The sequence below is a fragment of the Sphingomonas sp. SP4 genome (assembly GCF_058313375.1).
The window spans coordinates 254474-271030 of record NZ_JBZFLE010000001.1; the positions used below are offsets into that span (position 1 = coordinate 254474).

The following is a 16557-nucleotide window of genomic DNA, read 5'->3' on the forward strand; positions in this document are numbered from 1 at the left end:
TTTCGCTTCATTAAATCGTGTCCGGATTCCTCCCGATATTCATGAAGATAAGCGGGTTCGATGCTTGTCGAGCTGACAGCGTTCAGGGGGCGCTGAAGCGCGTGCCGGCCTGAGCAACCGTGAATTAGGCAAGGAGACCAACATGCGCAGATTATTGCTTGCAACCGTAGCGGCGACCGTCATCGCCACGCCGGCGGCGGCCAAAGACCATTCTTGGTATACGGGCCTAGAATTGGGCGTCACCTTCCCATCAAATCCTAGCGGTGAGGCATTCGTAGATTATACGACGACCAACGATACCTTCCCTGTCAGCGGCGGAACCTTGCCGCCGAACATTCCGGCAGGTCCATCGGACTTTACCTTCAGGAACCCCTTCAACTTCAACGTGAAGACGGGGTTCGATGGCGACCTGATCGCCGGATATGACTTCGGCATCTTCCGGCTCGAAGGCGAGCTCGGCTACAAGACCGCGAAGGTCAACGCGCGTGCCGGCGATGACTTCCTGACCGAGATCAATTCGGACCTCAATCGTCCCTCTGTGGCACCGGATCCGGGCGCTCCAGGTTTGGGGCCGATCGTGGTCAATGACTTCCGCACCAACAACAATCTTCATGTCTGGTCGGCGATGGCCAACGCGCTCCTCGATCTCGGGGGTAACGACAGTATTGGCGGATACCTTGGCGTCGGCGCCGGATATGCGGGCGTTCACTTCGCGAACGAGAGCCAGGGCAAATTCGCGTGGCAGGCGATCGCCGGCGTCTACTATCCGGTCAGCGGCAACATCGATATCGGCCTGAAGGGCCGCTACTTCCAAACGGGTAGGATCAGCAGCGGTGACACACTCGCATTTGCTGGCAATCCGACTCTGGTAGCCGTTCCAGGCGATGGGACCGTTGTTCAGACCACGAATGCAGTGATCGGCACCGACTCGCACGCTCGGTTCAAGACGTGGAGCTTGCTGGCGAGCCTGGTCTACAACTTCGGCTCACCGCCGCCGCCCCCACCGCCGCCGCCTCCGCCGCCTCCGCCGCCTCCGGCGACGCAGACGTGCCCGGATGGCTCGGTAATCGAGGCCACGGCGACCTGCCCTGCACCGCCTCCGCCACCGCCTCCTCCACCACCCGTGGAGAAGGGCGAGCGCGGCGGACGGTAAGTCCTCGCTTTGGGGCCCTCCCGTGCAAGCATGGGAGGGCCCCTTTTTCTTAGCTGGATTGAGCTGGCTGACGCTTAAGGCGCGGCATCAGAAGGCTCATCATTCCGACGGCGAAAGTCGTGGCAATTGCAAACTGAACCACGCGCGCGCCCCATGTGCCGGAGTTTGCGGGTCCTTTCAGTAGAGCGAGCCCGAAGATCACCATGGTGGCGTTATAGGATAGCAATGCGCTGCCTCCCTTCGCTCCGCCCTTCACGATTACCGGCCCAAATCCCGCCCCGATCAGGAACGTGATCAGGGCAAGAGCTACGAGAGAAGGAGCGACCTGCAGCAGGTAGTAAGCTGCGACGGCGATAAATCCTCCCAGGAAGTTGCCAAGCAACTTGGCTATTCCGGTCGCCGCACTGCGCTCTTCCTCCATCTTCGCGACGAGCAGGACGGTCGTGAGCAGGACCGGAATGGCGTCTGTCAGACCGAACATCAGATAGATCAGCATCACGGGCAACACGATTGCGGTGCCGATTGCAGCCGCAACGACAGGGTTCGCAAGCGGCGGTGCAGGCGGATCGGTGGGCTTGGGCGAGGGGAGAGGCCAGATCGCGAAGGCGACCCATGTGAAGCCGACCGCCAGTATCATGGATCGGGTCAATAGCCCCGGCAAAATGCCGGCAAATTCCGACTGGGTGAGGGTGACCACCGGGACGACGGCAAAGCAGACCAGAAGCAGCGTCAATGGAAGCTGGCCCTTCGCCTGCGCAAGGCCGAAGAACGCAAGGAACAAGATGAAGCCGACGATGCCGAAAACGAGGTAAGGCGTTTGGTGGAACCAGGTCGTCAGCAGGAAAGCGAGCCAGGCGCACGCCCCCATTACCAGCATGAGCACGACGCCGACCTTGAGCGGAGGCGAGACGGGCAGGTTTGCGATGAGGACGCCTGCGAGGACAGGTGCCATGATCGAGGGCTGCCAGCCCATGAACTCGCAAGCGACGAAGGCTGCAGTTGTGCCGAAAGCGAAGCGAAGGACGAAGTGAAGAGCTGCTGTCTCGGCGCGGTCGAGCGCCCTGCGTCGAAGCTTGAGCGCCGTGGCCATGGTTATTGCAGGTAGCTCATCAGCGCGACGACCTTCATCCATAGCCGGCCGATCGGGTTCATGATCGACTTGTCGCTCGTGTAGATAATGATGTTCGCCTGAGCGCCGCTGCGTCCTACGTCGATGCCCGCCTTTTTCGCCTCCTCGGGCAGAACGAGGATCCGTACCGGGAAACGCTGCGGATCCCGGACCCAACCTTGGTCTTTCGGCATGGTCGAAAGCTGGCCGTTCGGGGCCTCATCGCCCTGGCTGACGCCGAAACCGACGCTGTTGACGGTCCCTTTGAAAAGCTTGCCCGGAAGAACGTCGAAAGCGATCGTGACCTTCTGGCCGGGCTTCACATTCCCAAGCTGGTTTTCCCGCAAATCAGCCGAGATCCAGCGCGGTCCGCTCTCCAGGAAACTGAGCAGCGGCTGACCAGGTGCAACATATTGTCCGGTCGCAAGGCGGAGGTTGGTGACAACCCCATTCGAAGGCGCACGCACTTCCGTATTTCGTAGATCTAGGCGGGCCTGCTCGAGAGCTGCGAGCGCCTGTTTCACCTTTGGGTTGTTCATCCCGGGCGCGCCGAGATTGGCCAGTGCTTTCTGAAGGTCTGCTTGGGCACCCTTCACATCGGCCTGCGTCTTCGCAACCTCTGCGCGGGCCCGAATTCCTTGGGTCTCGGCGAGAGCCTTCTGGTCGACGAGGCCCGTAACGATGCCGCCCAATTGCTCATTGGCGGCCAGGTCCACGCGCTGCTTCCTGAGCTTGGCCTGAGCCGCGGCCACATCCGCCACAGAAACGTCGGCTGCTTGCAGAGCCACCGACAGGTTCGCCTCGGCCGAACGGACTGCGACTTCGTAAGGCTCGGGGTCGATCCGAAACAGCAACTGCCCCTTACGGACTGTGCCGTTGTCCTTCACGCTGACCTGCAGGACGTCCCCAGCCACCTCTGGGGATACTTGCGTCAGGAAGGCTTCGACCCGCGCCTGCGAGGTGTACGGCGTGTAACGGTCGGAGAGAATGTGGTAGACGAAGAGTACCAGCAGCAGGATGAGCGCGACCAGGATGATTTTTCGGATCGGGTTTGCTTGCGCGGGCGCAGGCTTCGCGTCGCCGACGTCGATTTCAGTCGCGACGGCCTGCTCGTTCATTTGCCCTTCGCCTTGACTGGCTCGGCATTGATCGGATCCAAGGGAACGGTCGTCCAGTCGCCTCCAAGCGCGCGATAGAGGTTGACGAGCGCACGCTGATAATCGCCGCGCGCAGAAGCGAGCTGCAGCTGCGCGGAGAACAGGCTGCGCTCCGTGTCCAACACCTCAAGATAATCCGAATAGCCATTCTCGTAACGTGCACGGGCTAGTTGGACGCCGCGCTGTAATGTGCTCACTCGGTTTCGCAGCGCGTCGCGAAGCTCAGCACTGTGCTGTACGTCGGCAAGCGAGTCATCCACGTCGCGGAAGGCGTTCTGGATAACGAGTTCATAGTTGTTCAGCGATTGCTCGCGTCTCGCCTCCGCCTGGTTCACTGCCGACGTGAGCCCGCCGCCGGTGTAGATCGGCCCAGCCACATCTCCCGTGAATTGCCAGGTGCGCGAAGGCCCCCGAAAGAGATGCCCGAGCGAGCCGCTCGCGAACCCGAACAAGCCGGTCAGCGTGATCTTCGGGAAGAAGAGTGCCCGGGCGGCACCAATCAGCGCATTTGATGCGATCAATTGCTGCTCGGCTTGAAGGATGTCCGGACGCCGCGTCAGTAATTCCGACGGAAGTCCCGCAGGGACGGCCAATTGGTGGAACGTGTCCAGCTCCTGCGGTGTGGCCCGTGCAATCGGGCCGGGATTGCGGCCGAGCAGCACGGAGAGCGCATTTTCCTGACTGACGATGGCTTGCCTGATCGGCGGCAAGGAGGCGAGCGCAGCTTCATATTCGCTGCGCACTTGCGCCATTTCGAATTCGGATATCCAGCCGGCTTTCAGGCGCTTCTCGAATACGTCGACGGACTCCTTCCGGCCGGATGCCGTGGCTTCGGACACTCGAAGTTGCTCGTCGAGGTCGAGCAGGGTGATGTAACCGATGATCACTGACGAGATGAGGGTGAGCGTGACGCCGCGCCGTGCTTCTTCGGTGGCCAATAAGTTAGCGCGCGCGGCTTCCGTTTCTCGGCGGATGCGGCCCCAGAGGTCGATCTCCCAGCTAGCCGAAAGCAGGCTGGTCCACGTGGTGCCGGTTGGATCGATGAAGTCCGGCAACTTGTCGGTGCTTGCTCGGGACCGCGTCCCGTTCAGATCATAACCGATTTGCGGGTAGGCTTGAGATCGCGTTCCGGCGAGGATCGCCGCAAACTCGTCTACGCGCGCCGTAGCAATGCGGAGGTCGCGATTTTGAGCAAGCGCCTCCTGGACCAGCGCATTCAACTTTGGGTCGCCGAACCCGGTCCACCAAGCCTCGTTTGAGGCGGGTACGGCAAGGCTCGAGACCTGAGGGGCGGATCGGTACTTGGCGGGCGTCGCGACGGCGGGCTTGACGTAATCCGGGCCCTGCACGCAGGCGCCGAGCTGAACTAGGCTCACGCCGAGCGCGATCCCGCGGGCGCCCCTCATGATCGGCCCACCGGGTTGAAGCGGTCGAACACCGCGGGAGGCTGGGCCTTGAGAGAAGCCAAGAGCATTTCCATCGGCTTCTGAGATTCCAGTGCGTGGCCGGACATCGGACGATTGATGTCCGAGATGATTCCGATCGAGATCGAGGTCATCCCAAACAGCAGCGCCGCTGCTCTCTTTCCTCTCGGCCCGTCGACCTGATGGCCGATGACGAAGGCTGTGACTCCAAGGTAGACGATAAGGAGCACGAGAACCTCGACCGGAACACGCAAGGACCAGGCGATCTTCCGTTCCGTGTCGAGGTCGATCACTTCATTGAAGGTCACGAGCAGCGTCGTGGTCAGGCCATGCGCGAGAGCGGACTCGCGGGAGGCCCGCACGACAGTCCAGATATTGGTCAGCAATTGATCGTTGCGGGCCAAATGAGCACCGCCGCCTTTGCCCTCCTTGGCCAAGGCAATGCGGTTCTCCGTATACTGAACCAGCAGGTTGCTGAGCAGGGCACGATAGGGCTCATCAAGCAATTGCGTCCGCAAATAGGCTGTGCCGATTGCGTTGGCTTCCTTGGTCACAAGGTCGCGGCGAACCTCGTACCGGTTCAGCGCCATCCCGAACGTGAAGGCGAGAAGCAGGCCCAGCAGGCCAAGGACGGCTCCGAGCAGATATCCTTCCTGGGCTACCGATGATTCGGGCTCCGCAGCTTCCCGGCCGCGGTATTGAACCTTCTGCATGTGGGAGATGCGGTGCCCCGCGACAGCAGCGCCGAGCATCACCCCGAACGTCCCGACCACAACGACCGGAACGGACAGACCTGCCAGCCAATCCGAGAACGATCCGGCAATCATTCGGCCCGCTCCTTTTCAGGAGGATGGTAGGCAGGGCCGTCCCGGGAAATGAATACGGGGATTCCGCGAGACCACTAGGGAACAATACCTAGGTGATCATGGTGCCGGCTGAGGGATTTGAACCCCCGACCTTCGGTTTACAAAACCGCTGCACTACCACTGTGCTAAGCCGGCTCCCGACGCCGCATTTGGGTCAAACTGCGCCGCGCGTCCACCCCTCGGCGTGTAAGATCAACCGCAACAGCCCAAGAAAATTGGGCTAGCCTCTTCGCGCTTCCGCAAGGCATTCAGAGGTGGTGGCTAGTGCGGTGAACCAGGCTCAGGTCGATCGTAGCGTAGATTTGGCCCGCCTGAACGGGGCGGAGCGACAAGTGCTTGGCCTTTTGGCGGAAGGTCATACGGCGAAGAGCATCTCCAGCGAACTCGACACAAGCGTCGCGGCGGTGAACGAACGGCTTCGCGAGGCTCGGCGCAAGACCGGTGTGGGGAGCAGCCGCGAGCTCGCCAGGCTGCTCAAGGCACAAGAAATTCGTGACGAGCAAATTGGGGTGGGCAGCGAAGATGGAGCTGCGCCAACGCCGGTCGCGTCACGCGCCGAACGGCGGCGCTATGATCGCGGAGTCATCGCCATGACCGGATTGCTCTTCATCGCCGCGACGGCCGCAGCATTGGTCACACAAGCCCCGGCGCCCACGAACGACGTTGAGCCTCTCCTCGGGGCACCCATGCCGAGATCTCCCGACCTCGCCGACTTCCATGCGAAAGTGCGCAAGGAGGGGCGCGATCCCAACTGGGCGCCGCGCATCGAAGCGCAGATCCGCGAACGCGTGATGCAGATCCCGCTCATCGGCAAGGACGGAAACGTGCTTCGGGTAACTTGCGCGACCACAATCTGTGAAGTCGCTGGGAATATCCTGTCTTCGACTTCGAAGCGCGAACAGGACGACCCTAACTCACCGGTCAACGTGGCCGTTCGAGATCTGCAGGTGGCGCCGCTTCCAGACGATCTCGCGAAGTTCGGGCTGAAGAACGAAGGCGGCCAGTTTGGTGGGGGCCAAGGCAAGCCGGAGCGATTGGCCTTCTTCCTCTATTACTCTCGCATCGAGCCGAAGCCGAAGTCATAGCACGCCGAAGGTCCAGCCTTCGCTTCGTGCGATCTCGTCGGTGAGGCCGTGGGGCCTGAAGGCTCGCGGTTCCAGCTGAGCGAGGGCACGCATTCCAGCAGCGGTCACGAGCGCGTCAGTCTGATGGTCGTTGGGCTCGAAGCGGAGGCGGGCGGGGGGACTGCCGAGGCCTTTCAGCGCAAGGTTCAAGTCGGCGCGGCTGCGCAGCTTAACCCCGCTGAGACCGGCCCGCCGCAGGTAAATGCGTGTGTAGATCTCCACGACCGCGCTTCCGTGCTCCGGTAATGGATCCATCGGCCAGATCGCGACCCTGCCGTCGAGGCGATGGAGGAAGCGCATGCCGGAGAAGCTTGCCTTGGCGACTTGCGCCGCGCCGATCGCATCATAGGCGCTCGCCGTCTTTCGGCCGCCTTGCGCATTCAGCCGTGCATCGCACTGGCGGAAGCGAACGAAGTCGGCCTTCACCCCGTCCGCAATGCCGAAATAAAAGTGCGGCCGGTGCGCGATCTCGAGAAAGCTCGCGGCCCCCAGATCCTCATCGAACGAACGGGCCTCGACGTAGGCCCAGAACTCCCGGGCGGTCTTCGGCACATCGGGTTCGCCGATGAGATATTCGCCATGCTCAATGATCGGTGGCGCGAAGCTGAAGTCGAACCCAAAGAGCGTCGGCTCCTTCGCGGCGCGCTTCAAGAGCCAAGACAGCACTTCTTCACGCGACCAGATGTGGCCGGCGCGGATCAGGCGAGGTGCGGCGTCGCCGCGCGCTTCGGCAATGGCGATGCCCTTATGGCGGCGCCCCTTCGCGCCAGACCAATCGATTGCGACGTAGCTGGCGAAACGGTTCACTTGCGCTTGCGAGGCTTGGCTTTCGGAAGGGCTGCGGACCAGTCACGACCGCGCCGGATCACGTCTCGGACACGCTCCTCGTCGGCCGCGTCATAGCGCACGAGCACCGCGGGCCAGCCTTCGTAATGCGGCGTCTGCCAATAGGTATCCGGCTCCGTCTCCTTCAGCATCTCGATCGTGCCGACGTCGATGCCGACGCCGAAGGACGTGCCGGACTCATGGCCAGGATAAAGGAACGCGCGTCCGTTCGAGGCGACCTTTACGGCGGGCTTGCCGTAGCTAGTCGACAGCTCCGTATCCGGAAGCGACAGCGCGAAAGCAACCGCTTCCTCCCAGGTCATACCAAAGGCGGCTGGCTGTCGTCGGATTCAGTAGGCGCACCTCGGATGCGCTTCGGCGGCGCTGGCCGCGCCGCGGGGCCAGTCATGCGATCGGCCCAATGGTGCGCCACGCGAGACGCGGCATCACGCCCTCCAAGGCCGAATGCCAGCGCGGTCGCGACCGCGGCCGATCCGAGGATCAGGCCGAACGCCAGCATCACGATCTGATCGGCAAGACCCATGAAGGTCAGGCCAATCGCAGTGAACAAGGCGATGATCGCGTAGCGGACGATCGTCTGAGCGAACCCGCCTTCGCCGGTCCCGCTGCCGACGAGGTTAGAGATGATCCGGGCGAGGAACACGCCAGCGACCACGATCAGCGTTCCGAAGATCACCTTGCTGCCGAGCTCGGTCACCTGGATCAGGAAGATGGCGATCGTGTCGCCGCCAAGTTGCTTCGCAGCCTCGATCGACGCGGCGAGGATGATCGCGATCATGGCGATGTTGGCGACGATCCGTGACGGGCTCGAACGGGCCGGAAGGACCCCCGTCGAGCGGATCGCGTCGTCGAAGCCAGTCGGCGGGAGGATTGCCTCGATGATCGACTTCAGGAAGCGAGCGGCGACGAAGGCGATGCCGATCCATAGCGCTGCAGCGAGCACCCGCGGAATGGCCGCGAGGATTTCGTTGAGCATGGTGATCGCGGGCCCGGAGATCGCTTCGATGCCGAGCACCTGAAGCGCTGCAATCGCGACCGGGATGATGATCAGCGCATAGACCAGAACACCCGCAGCCTTGGCGAGGCTCGCGCGCGTCGCGCCGGGCGAGGCGCCGGGTGGCACGGAGTTCGGATCCGTACGGACCGTGCCCTCGGTCGAGCCTATGCCGATCCGTGCAAGCAGGCCGTCGATGTTGGCCGCAACCAGCACGGTGTAGACCAGGCGTCGGACAATCCGGGCGACGATCAGGCCGACGAAGAAGATCAGCCCAGCGCCAATCAGCCGCGGCAGGAAGGCGAAGATCTCGGTGACCAGCTCGTTGATGGGTGCGAGGATCTGAGCGATCCCCAGGAAGCTCAGCGCGGCCATGATGCCGACCAGCCAGATGATCAGCTTTGCTATGGTCCCGAGCTGATGCCCAACGGTTTCGTCGGGCGTTCCCGTGACATGTTTCTTGAGCGCGGGCGTACGGTCGATCGCCTTTTGAAGGGCCCACTGGACGGCGCGAGCGACGATCCATGTGGCCAAGAGGATCAGTAGAGCGATGAGGACCTTGGGACCCCAATTCATTGCCTGGGCCTGCCAATAGGCGCTCTGATCGTACATTCAGTCTGCTCCCTGTTTGATCGCGGCTTCTAACCCCTGTCGCCGCTCGATTGTTGCAGCTCTTTGCGCCGCTGCTCCCAATATTCCAATCGCTCTCTGACGCGAGCCTCGAAACCGCGGTCGGTCGGCTCATAGAAGCTTTGGCGGTCCATGCCTTCGGGCCAATAGTCCTGACCGGAAAAACCCTCATCGGCGTCGTGGTCGTACGCATAGCCTTTGCCGTATCCGACATTCTTCATCAGCTTCGTCGGTGCATTGAGGATGTGCATCGGCGGCATGAGCGAGCCGGTCTCCTGTGCGCTCCGCCACGCCTTCTTCTGTGCGGTGTAGGTGGCGTTCGATTTAGGCGCGGTCGCGAGATATAGGCAGGCCTGCGCGATGCCGATCTCGCCTTCGGGCGAGCCCAGGAAGTCGTACATTTCCTTCGCCGCGAGACATTGGAGAAGCGCATTCGGGTCGGCCATGCCGATGTCTTCGACGGCCGCGCGCGTGAGACGTCGAAGGACGTAGAGCGGCTCTTCACCCGCCACGAGCATGCGCGCGAGATAGTAAAGCGCCGCCTGTGGATCGGAGCCCCGGATGCTTTTGTGCAGCGCGGAGATGAGGTTGTAATGACCCTCCCGGTCCTTGTCGTAGACGGGGACGCGGCGGTGGAGCAGGTCGCTCAACTCGGCTGGACCGAGCGGCTGATCGATCTCGATCGAAAACAGGGTCTCGACCTGATTGAGCAGGAAGCGGCCGTCGCCGTCAGCACTCGCGATCAGCGCGTCTCGAGCTTCTTGCGTGAGCGGCAGGGGTCGCTCGACGATCGCTTCAGCTCGCCGGATCAACTCCTCCAACGCAGCATGATCCAGGCGACGCAGGATCAGAATCTGGCAGCGCGAGAGAAGCGCCGCGTTCAGCTCGAAGCTTGGGTTCTCGGTCGTTGCCCCGACGAGAGTAACCGTGCCGTCCTCAACGTAGGGCAGGAAGCCATCCTGCTGCGCGCGATTGAAGCGGTGGATCTCGTCGACGAAGAGCAAGGTCTGCTGTCCCGCATTCGCAGCGGTGCGCGCTTCGGCGAACAGCTTCTTGAGGTCGGCGACGCCGGAGAAGACGGCAGAGATCGCGACAAAGCGAAGGCCGACGGCGTCGGCGAGGAGACGGGCGATGCTCGTTTTTCCGGTACCCGGGGGGCCCCAAAGGATCATCGAAGCCAACTTGCCCGCAGCGACCATGCGACCGATCGCGCCCTCGGGACTGGTCAAATGCTCCTGACCCACGACTTCGTCGAGCGATTGCGGACGCAGCCGATCCGCCAGCGGCGCATTGGCTGCTGGCGCCTCGGGGGGCTTGGTCGGGAGTTCCTGGTCGGCGAACAGGTCGGGCATTGTTGACCTAGAATAAGGTGCAGAAGCGAAATTGCACGTGCAGGCTTGCTTCAGATGTAGCTAAGATATATCTTAGACACATCGAAAGGAGGCAAGACGATGACTCACGATCGTCACCGCTGCGGTCCTCGCGGCAGTATTGAAATAAGCGTTCCCCAAGGTCTGCTCGCGATGCGCGGCGGACGTCATTGGCACGGAAGCTGGGGCCCATTCAGCTTCGATGTGGATGGTCCCGATTGGGGCGGCCGCGGGCGCGGACGGCGACGTAGCCGTCGCATGTTTGAAAGCGGCGAACTTCGGCTGGTACTGCTCAAGCTGATCGCCGATCAGCCGCGGCATGGTTACGACCTCATTCGCGCAGTCGAGGATCTGACGGGGGGCGAATATGCACCGAGCCCCGGCGTGGTCTATCCCACGCTCACACTGCTGCAGGACATGGGCCTGATCGACGAGGCGGCCGGCGAAGGCCCGCGCAAGCCGTTCCAGGTCACGGATGCGGGCCGCGCGCATCTCGAAGAGAATGAAGAAGAAGTCGAGGAGCTTTTCGCTCGCCTTAAGGACCTGGCTCCCGGCGAAGAGCCGACGGCCGGTCCGGCCATCGGCCGTGCCGTGAAGAACCTAATGACGGCGCTTCGCCATCGCGTTGGAAACGATGGTCTCAACGACGAATTGCTGCATGAGATCGCGGCGATCCTCGACGAAGCGGCGCAGAAGATCGAGCGTACGAAGTAAAGCCTATCGGCCCGTGATCCGCGCCAGACGCTGTCGTTTGACGATCGCGTGCTTGTAGGCGCGGATCACGGCCGAGTTGATCGTATCCCAGTCCATCGTCTTGGCCTGCTCCAGGCCCGCCGCGCCGTGACGCCGCCGAAGCTCCGGGTCGCTCACATAAGCGGCTAGAGCCTCCGCAAATTCGTCGGGATCGGTCCCGTCGACCAATGTGCCGGTGATGCCGTTGCGAACTAGATTGGTCGCCCCCGTCGCCTCCGCAGCAAGAACGGGAAGCCCGCAGGCCATCGCTTCGAGTGTCACGTTGCCGAACGCTTCCGTAAGTGAGGGGTTGAGGAATACATCGGCGCTCGCGAGCGCACGCGACAGATCGTTTCCGGTCTGCTCGCCAAGGAAGATTCCCTGCGGCAATTGCTCTTCGAACCAGGGTCGAGCCGGGCCCTCGCCAATGACCAACACGCGATGCTTTAGTCCGAAGTTCGCAAAGGCGTGGATAGCGTCGGCGAAGACGTCGAGGCCTTTCTCCATCACCACGCGGCCGAGGAAAGCGATCACCATCTCATTATCGGCAATCCCGACTGAGCGGCGCCATTCCATGTCCCGCCGTTCCGGATTGAACTGCTCGCGATCGATCCCGCGCGCCCAGATCGCGATGTCGCGGTTCATCCGCTGCGCGCGGAGGATCATCGCAGTCGATTCCGCCGGAGCGAGTACGACCTCGCAGCGATGATAGAAGCGTCGCATGATTCCGCGCGCGAGCGGCTCCAGCGCCTGCAAGTGATAGTAAGCAAGGTAGGTATCGAAGCGCGTGTGCACGGACGCGACGGCGGCAATCCGGTGTCGGCGGGCCCAGCTTACGGCACGATGTCCGACGAGATCGGGGCTGGAGACGTGCACGACATTCGGGTTGAACTGCTTCAGGTCCTTACGCACGCGGGCCGGCACGGCGACCGGCAGGCGATATTCCGACCGGCCTGGAATGGGGATCGCCGGAACATCGACCAAGTCACCCGTCGGTGGGAAGGCGGGCTCTTCGACCGTCGGCGAATAGACGCGCACCTGCACGCCCTGGCGGAGCAGATATTCGACAAGGCGGTTCAGCGCCTGGTTGGCGCCGTCCCGAACATAATTGTAGTTGCCCGAAAACAGGGCGACGCGAAGGTCGGACGATTGCACGGGGCCGGGCTGTAGGGGTTTATTCTTGAGCGTCAAAGCGGGATTGCCGCCCATCGCAAAACCTGATGCCCGGCTCTTCATCCTCGGGAGTCTGCCAGGCGACGCTTCGCTGGCGGCGCAGCGCTATTATGCCCACCCGACCAATCAGTTCTGGCGGCTGCTTGGGGGGGCCATCGGCGAGGAATTGCAGTCCCGCGAATATGATCTTCGGCTTCAGCGCCTGGCGGAACGAAAGATCGGCCTCTGGGACGTGATCGCGTCAGCGGCCCGCTCAGGCAGCCTTGACCAGTCGATCCGATCTGCCCAGCACAACCAGATCGAGCACCTGCTTCGGGATTTCCCCGACCTGCGCGCCATAGCTTTCAACGGAAGCACGGCGGCGGGTATCGGGCGGAAGCTGATCGCCCAGCCGCCCTCGCACGTCGCGCTGATCGACCTTCCGTCATCGAGCGCGGCCAACACTCGACCCTTCGCCGAGAAGGCGGAAGCGTGGTCCCAGGTCCGTGAATTCCTCGAACAGTAGGACCCTTTCGCTTGCCTAGTGCGTAGTGACGCCGCCATGATGATGGTGATGATTCCCGCCGACGAAGACGAAAGCGACAGCGACAAGCGCCTGTCGATGGTTGATGAAGCGCTGGTTGCGGGCACGATCGCCAACACCAATGGCCTCCTCGTGATCCTCGCCAAGCTGGTCGCGAAAGGCGTGTTCGACCGATCGGACCTGCAGGCTTTCTCCGACAGCTATTCCAAACCGCTCGACCATGTCGGCATGCGGGAGAATGAACTCGTCAGCCAGATGCAGGACCAGATGGAATCCACGCTGGCCGAGCTGATGCGTTACCTCAGCGAGCGCGAGAGGGACGATTGAGCCCTTGACCCCGTACTATGGTACGGACCCTACATAAAGAGCCGACCAGTTCACCAGGAGTCGTGAAATGTCGGACATGTCGAGCCATCCAACACGGGAGAAGAAGGCCATTCTGTATCGAATGGTGATGCCCGATCATGTCTGCCCCTGGGGCTTGAAGGCAAAGGACTTGCTTCAGCGCTCAGGGTTCGAGTTCGAAGACCATTATCTCTCGACCCGTGCCGAAACCGACGCGTTCAAGGCACAGCACGGCGTCGCCACGACGCCGCAGGTGTTTATCGGCGGTCAGCGGATCGGCGGTTACGATGACCTCCGACGCTACTTGGGCAAGTCCGTGGCGGATCCCAAGGCAACGAGCTATCGGCCTGTAATCGTCTTGTTCGCAATGACCGCACTGACGGCGCTCGCCATGAGCTATGCGGTCGACGGCCAGCTGTTCACGGCGCGAGCCGCCCAATGGTTCATCGCCTTCTCGATGGTCGTGTTGTCGCTGCTCAAGCTGCAGAACGTCGAGACCTTCTCCGCAATGTTCCTGAATTACGATCTGCTTGCGAGACGGTGGGTGCCGTACAGCTACATCTACCCTTATGCGGAAGGCCTCGCTGGCGTCCTGATGATAGCCGGGGCGCTCAACTGGCTGTCTGTCCCGCTCGCTTTCTTCATCGGCACGGTCGGCGCAATCTCGGTCTTCAAGGCCGTGTACATCGACAAACGCGAGCTAAAATGCGCCTGTGTCGGCGGATCGAGCAATGTGCCGCTGGGTTTCATCTCACTGACCGAAAATCTCATGATGATCGCCATGGCTATCTGGATGGCATGGATGTGACCTTGTATGGCGCGCCCGTGCGGACTGTAATCGCCAAGCTCGTTCTCGCGATCGCGGTGCTGTTCATGCCCTTCGGTATGGCGGCAGCGGCAAGCGGCCCTCCGCATCACCCTGCGGGTGCCGAAATGCCGATGGGCCATTGCTCCGATGAGGGGCATTCCAGCGACATGAAGGGCGGCATCGCGGAGTGCACCATGGCCTGCGCTGGTGCTTTGCCGGCAGCCACGCCGGTTCCCGGAGACGCACTTCTTGTGACGAGCGATCAGGTGGTCACTGTCGCTCCACAGCGTCTTCCCGGACTCCATCCTGAAACTGCGACGCCACCTCCGAAGCTTGCCTGAAAATCGAACCTCAATTTCGATTTTCAGGAGAATGATCATGATGATTTTGATGACTGCGGCGCTCGCCGCCGCCGCTCCGGCTGCCCAAGCGGCACCGAACGCGGCTCCTCATGAGCAGCACATGGCCATGGGCCAGGGGTCCCACGACCAAATGAAGTGCTGCGACTGCTGCAAGGACATGGCCAAGGAACATGAAGGCCACGCCGAGCACAAGGGTCCCGAGACCCGCTGAGTATTGAGTTCGAGGCGCCGTCCAAGCGGCGGCGCCTCACCTTCGGAGAATGACCTTGAGAGCCCCCTTGTTTGTAGCAGCCAGTGCGCTTGCGCTGGCTACCGTTCCCGCGCCTGCCGACGCGCAGCACATGCCCGGCATGACGATGCCAATGCCGGAGCAGTCCAAGAAGAAGCCGGCAACCAAGAAAAACAACGCGCCCGTACCCAGGAAGAAGGCCGTGAAGGCTGAATCTTCGCCACCTGCAGCCGAGCCGAAGACTGAGTCCATGCCAGGCATGTCCATGCCGGAGCACGCGGGCGCGATGAATCACACTCAGCAGGCACGAGCGCCGAAGACGATGCCCATGGACCATTCGCAAATGGACCATTCCTCGACACACCCGTCGATGCCCGAATTGGCGCATGGACAGGCCTCGCACGAAATGTCGATGACAGGCGCGCTCGGCGCCTATCCGATGGCCCGCGAAGCCTCGGGCACTGCGTGGCAGCCGGACACGTCCACAGACATCGGCGTCATGGGCATGAGCGGCGACTGGACCTTGATGGCACACGGCATCGTCGACCTCGTTTTCGATCACCAGGCGAGCCCCCGCGGCGACGACAAGACGTTCGTCAGCGGCATGCTGATGGGAATGGCCCGGCGTCCGCTCGGCAACGGCACGCTGCAGTTCCGCGCCTCGCTGAGTCCGGATCCCCTAATGGGTCCGAGCGGCTATCCGCTGCTGCTTGCGAGCGGAGAAACGGCGAACGGCCAAGACCGTCTGATCGACCGCCAGCATCCGCACGATTTCTTCATGGAGCTGGCGACCTCGGTGTCGCAGGACATCGGGAACAAGAGCAGCATCTTCCTATACGGCGGCTTGCCCGGCGAGCCGGCGTTCGGGCCTCCCGCCTTCATGCATCGTGAGGCGATCCTCGATTCGCCAGAAGCGCCGATCAGCCACCACTGGCTGGATTCGACGCATATCAGCTTCGGCGTGGTGACCGCTGGCCTCGTCCTTGATCGGGTGAAGATCGAGGCGAGCCGCTTCAACGCCCGGGAGCCGGACCAGCATCGCTGGAACATCGAGACTGGCCCATTGGATTCGACCGCTGTGCGGCTTTCGTGGAATCCCACACCCGAGCTCGCGCTGCAGGGTAGCTGGGGCCATTTTGTCGATCCAGAGCAGCTCGAGCCGGGCGTGGACCAGAAGCGCTGGTCTGCGAGCCTGCTTTATGCCCGAGAGCTCGTCCCCAGCTGGAAGTTCGCCGGCGCGATGGCGTGGGGCCGCAAGACTGCCGACGGGCACAGTGACAATGCTTATGTCGCCGAGGCTTCGCTGAAGCACAGCCTCTGGACGGTCTACGGTCGAGCGGAAATGACCGAGAACCGGGAGCTTCTCGACCTCCATGAGCACGGTCCGGCATTCCGGGTCGGCAAGGCGTCGCTAGGGGCCATAAGAGACTTTCGCGTCGCGAAGAGCCTTTTGCTCGGGGCGGGAGGGCAGGTCGCGCTCAACTTCGTGCCCGATAGCTTGGCGCCGCTCTACGGCGGCAATCATCCCCTCGGCGCGATGGCCTTCGTCCGGCTCAAGCTGGCTGATTGACTAGCGGGCGATCAGCCCACATATGGCGCCCTCGCTTCGACAGCATGGCCCCTTCGTCTAGCGGTCTAGGACGTCGCCCTCTCACGGCGAAAACACGGGTTCGAGTCCCGTAGGGGTCACCAGCGCGCAGGATGGCAGCGCCC

At 62.4% G+C, this 16557-nt stretch carries 18 protein-coding genes and 2 tRNA genes; 10 read left to right on the forward strand and 10 right to left on the reverse strand.

All coding sequences use genetic code 11. The features are described from left to right. Positions 1-142 precede the first annotated feature (142 nt). Positions 143-1153, forward strand: a complete 1011-nt coding sequence (locus AC4GYV_RS01350; RefSeq protein WP_491098873.1) for an outer membrane protein — start codon at positions 143-145, stop codon at positions 1151-1153. A gap of 49 nt (positions 1154-1202) precedes the next feature. On the opposite strand, the gene AC4GYV_RS01355 is transcribed toward AC4GYV_RS01350, so the two are convergent. From AC4GYV_RS01355 to AC4GYV_RS01375, 5 genes are all read right to left on the reverse strand, one after another. Further along, entirely contained in the window at positions 1203-2243 is a 1041-nt protein-coding gene (locus AC4GYV_RS01355; RefSeq protein ID WP_491098874.1) for a DUF2955 domain-containing protein, read from the reverse strand. 2 nt (positions 2244-2245) lie between these two features. Then, positions 2246-3379 carry an HlyD family secretion protein gene (locus AC4GYV_RS01360; RefSeq protein WP_491098875.1) on the reverse strand — a complete coding sequence of 378 codons (1134 nt, stop codon included), beginning with the start codon at positions 3377-3379 and terminating at the stop codon, positions 2246-2248. Continuing rightward, a complete protein-coding gene (locus AC4GYV_RS01365; protein ID WP_491098876.1) occupies positions 3376-4824 on the reverse strand; it encodes an efflux transporter outer membrane subunit in 1449 nt (482 codons plus the stop codon). Before AC4GYV_RS01365 ends, AC4GYV_RS01360 begins: the two co-directional genes overlap by 4 nt. After that, complete coding sequence (locus AC4GYV_RS01370) at positions 4821-5669, reverse strand: bestrophin-like domain (protein WP_491098877.1); 849 nt, start codon at positions 5667-5669, stop codon at positions 4821-4823. Before AC4GYV_RS01370 ends, AC4GYV_RS01365 begins: the two co-directional genes overlap by 4 nt. Positions 5670-5768: 99 nt before the next feature. Further along, positions 5769-5843 (reverse strand) — tRNA-Thr (locus tag AC4GYV_RS01375). A gap of 122 nt (positions 5844-5965) precedes the next feature. Between AC4GYV_RS01375 and AC4GYV_RS01380 the strand changes: the two genes are divergently transcribed. After that, positions 5966-6793, forward strand: coding sequence for a helix-turn-helix domain-containing protein (locus tag AC4GYV_RS01380; protein ID WP_491098878.1), 828 nt, complete (start codon positions 5966-5968; stop codon positions 6791-6793). Here AC4GYV_RS01380 and AC4GYV_RS01385 read toward each other — a convergent pair. The 4 genes from AC4GYV_RS01385 to AC4GYV_RS01400 are packed head-to-tail and all read right to left on the reverse strand — an operon-like array spanning position 6788 to position 10654. After that, positions 6788-7639 carry a hypothetical protein gene (locus AC4GYV_RS01385; protein WP_491098879.1) on the reverse strand — a complete coding sequence of 284 codons (852 nt, stop codon included), beginning with the start codon at positions 7637-7639 and terminating at the stop codon, positions 6788-6790. The two genes, AC4GYV_RS01380 and AC4GYV_RS01385, sit on opposite strands and share 6 nt — an antisense overlap. Beyond that, positions 7636-7980 (reverse strand): MmcQ/YjbR family DNA-binding protein, encoded by a 345-nt coding sequence (locus AC4GYV_RS01390; protein ID WP_491098880.1) that lies wholly within the window; start codon positions 7978-7980, stop codon positions 7636-7638. The genes AC4GYV_RS01385 and AC4GYV_RS01390 overlap by 4 nt, the downstream gene beginning before the upstream one ends. Beyond that, positions 7977-9284, reverse strand: a complete 1308-nt coding sequence (locus AC4GYV_RS01395; RefSeq protein WP_491098881.1) for a mechanosensitive ion channel — start codon at positions 9282-9284, stop codon at positions 7977-7979. The genes AC4GYV_RS01390 and AC4GYV_RS01395 overlap by 4 nt, the downstream gene beginning before the upstream one ends. Before the next feature lie 29 nt (positions 9285-9313). Beyond that, positions 9314-10654, reverse strand: a complete 1341-nt coding sequence (locus tag AC4GYV_RS01400) for a replication-associated recombination protein A (protein WP_491098882.1) — start codon at positions 10652-10654, stop codon at positions 9314-9316. 99 nt (positions 10655-10753) lie between these two features. Here AC4GYV_RS01400 and AC4GYV_RS01405 point away from each other — a divergent pair, with 99 nt between their 5' ends. Continuing rightward, entirely contained in the window at positions 10754-11386 is a 633-nt protein-coding gene (locus tag AC4GYV_RS01405; protein WP_491098883.1) for a PadR family transcriptional regulator, read from the forward strand. A gap of 3 nt (positions 11387-11389) precedes the next feature. On the opposite strand, the gene AC4GYV_RS01410 is transcribed toward AC4GYV_RS01405, so the two are convergent. Then, complete coding sequence (locus AC4GYV_RS01410) at positions 11390-12559, reverse strand: glycosyltransferase family 4 protein (protein WP_491098884.1); 1170 nt, start codon at positions 12557-12559, stop codon at positions 11390-11392. A 25-nt stretch (positions 12560-12584) separates the two neighbouring features. Between AC4GYV_RS01410 and AC4GYV_RS01415 the strand changes: the two genes are divergently transcribed. The 7 genes from AC4GYV_RS01415 to AC4GYV_RS01445 all read left to right on the forward strand — a co-directional run bounded on the left by AC4GYV_RS01415 (position 12585) and on the right by AC4GYV_RS01445 (position 16536). After that, on the forward strand, positions 12585-13082 hold the full coding sequence (locus AC4GYV_RS01415; RefSeq protein WP_491098885.1) for a DNA-deoxyinosine glycosylase: 498 nt from the start codon (positions 12585-12587) through the stop codon (positions 13080-13082). Positions 13083-13100: 18 nt separating this feature from the next. After that, the gene (locus tag AC4GYV_RS01420; protein ID WP_491098886.1) at positions 13101-13427 is read left to right on the forward strand and encodes a hypothetical protein; all 327 of its coding nucleotides are present in this window, start codon (positions 13101-13103) and stop codon (positions 13425-13427) included. Positions 13428-13503: 76 nt separating this feature from the next. Further along, the gene (locus tag AC4GYV_RS01425) at positions 13504-14253 is read left to right on the forward strand and encodes a MauE/DoxX family redox-associated membrane protein (protein WP_491100357.1); all 750 of its coding nucleotides are present in this window, start codon (positions 13504-13506) and stop codon (positions 14251-14253) included. A 17-nt stretch (positions 14254-14270) separates the two neighbouring features. Beyond that, positions 14271-14594, forward strand: a complete 324-nt coding sequence (locus AC4GYV_RS01430; protein WP_491098887.1) for a hypothetical protein — start codon at positions 14271-14273, stop codon at positions 14592-14594. 37 nt (positions 14595-14631) lie between these two features. Then, a complete protein-coding gene (locus tag AC4GYV_RS01435; RefSeq protein ID WP_491098888.1) occupies positions 14632-14826 on the forward strand; it encodes a hypothetical protein in 195 nt (64 codons plus the stop codon). A gap of 49 nt (positions 14827-14875) precedes the next feature. Beyond that, positions 14876-16414 carry a hypothetical protein gene (locus AC4GYV_RS01440; protein WP_491098889.1) on the forward strand — a complete coding sequence of 513 codons (1539 nt, stop codon included), beginning with the start codon at positions 14876-14878 and terminating at the stop codon, positions 16412-16414. Positions 16415-16460: 46 nt separating this feature from the next. Continuing rightward, positions 16461-16536, forward strand: a tRNA-Glu gene (locus tag AC4GYV_RS01445). Positions 16537-16557: the final 21 nt, after the last annotated feature.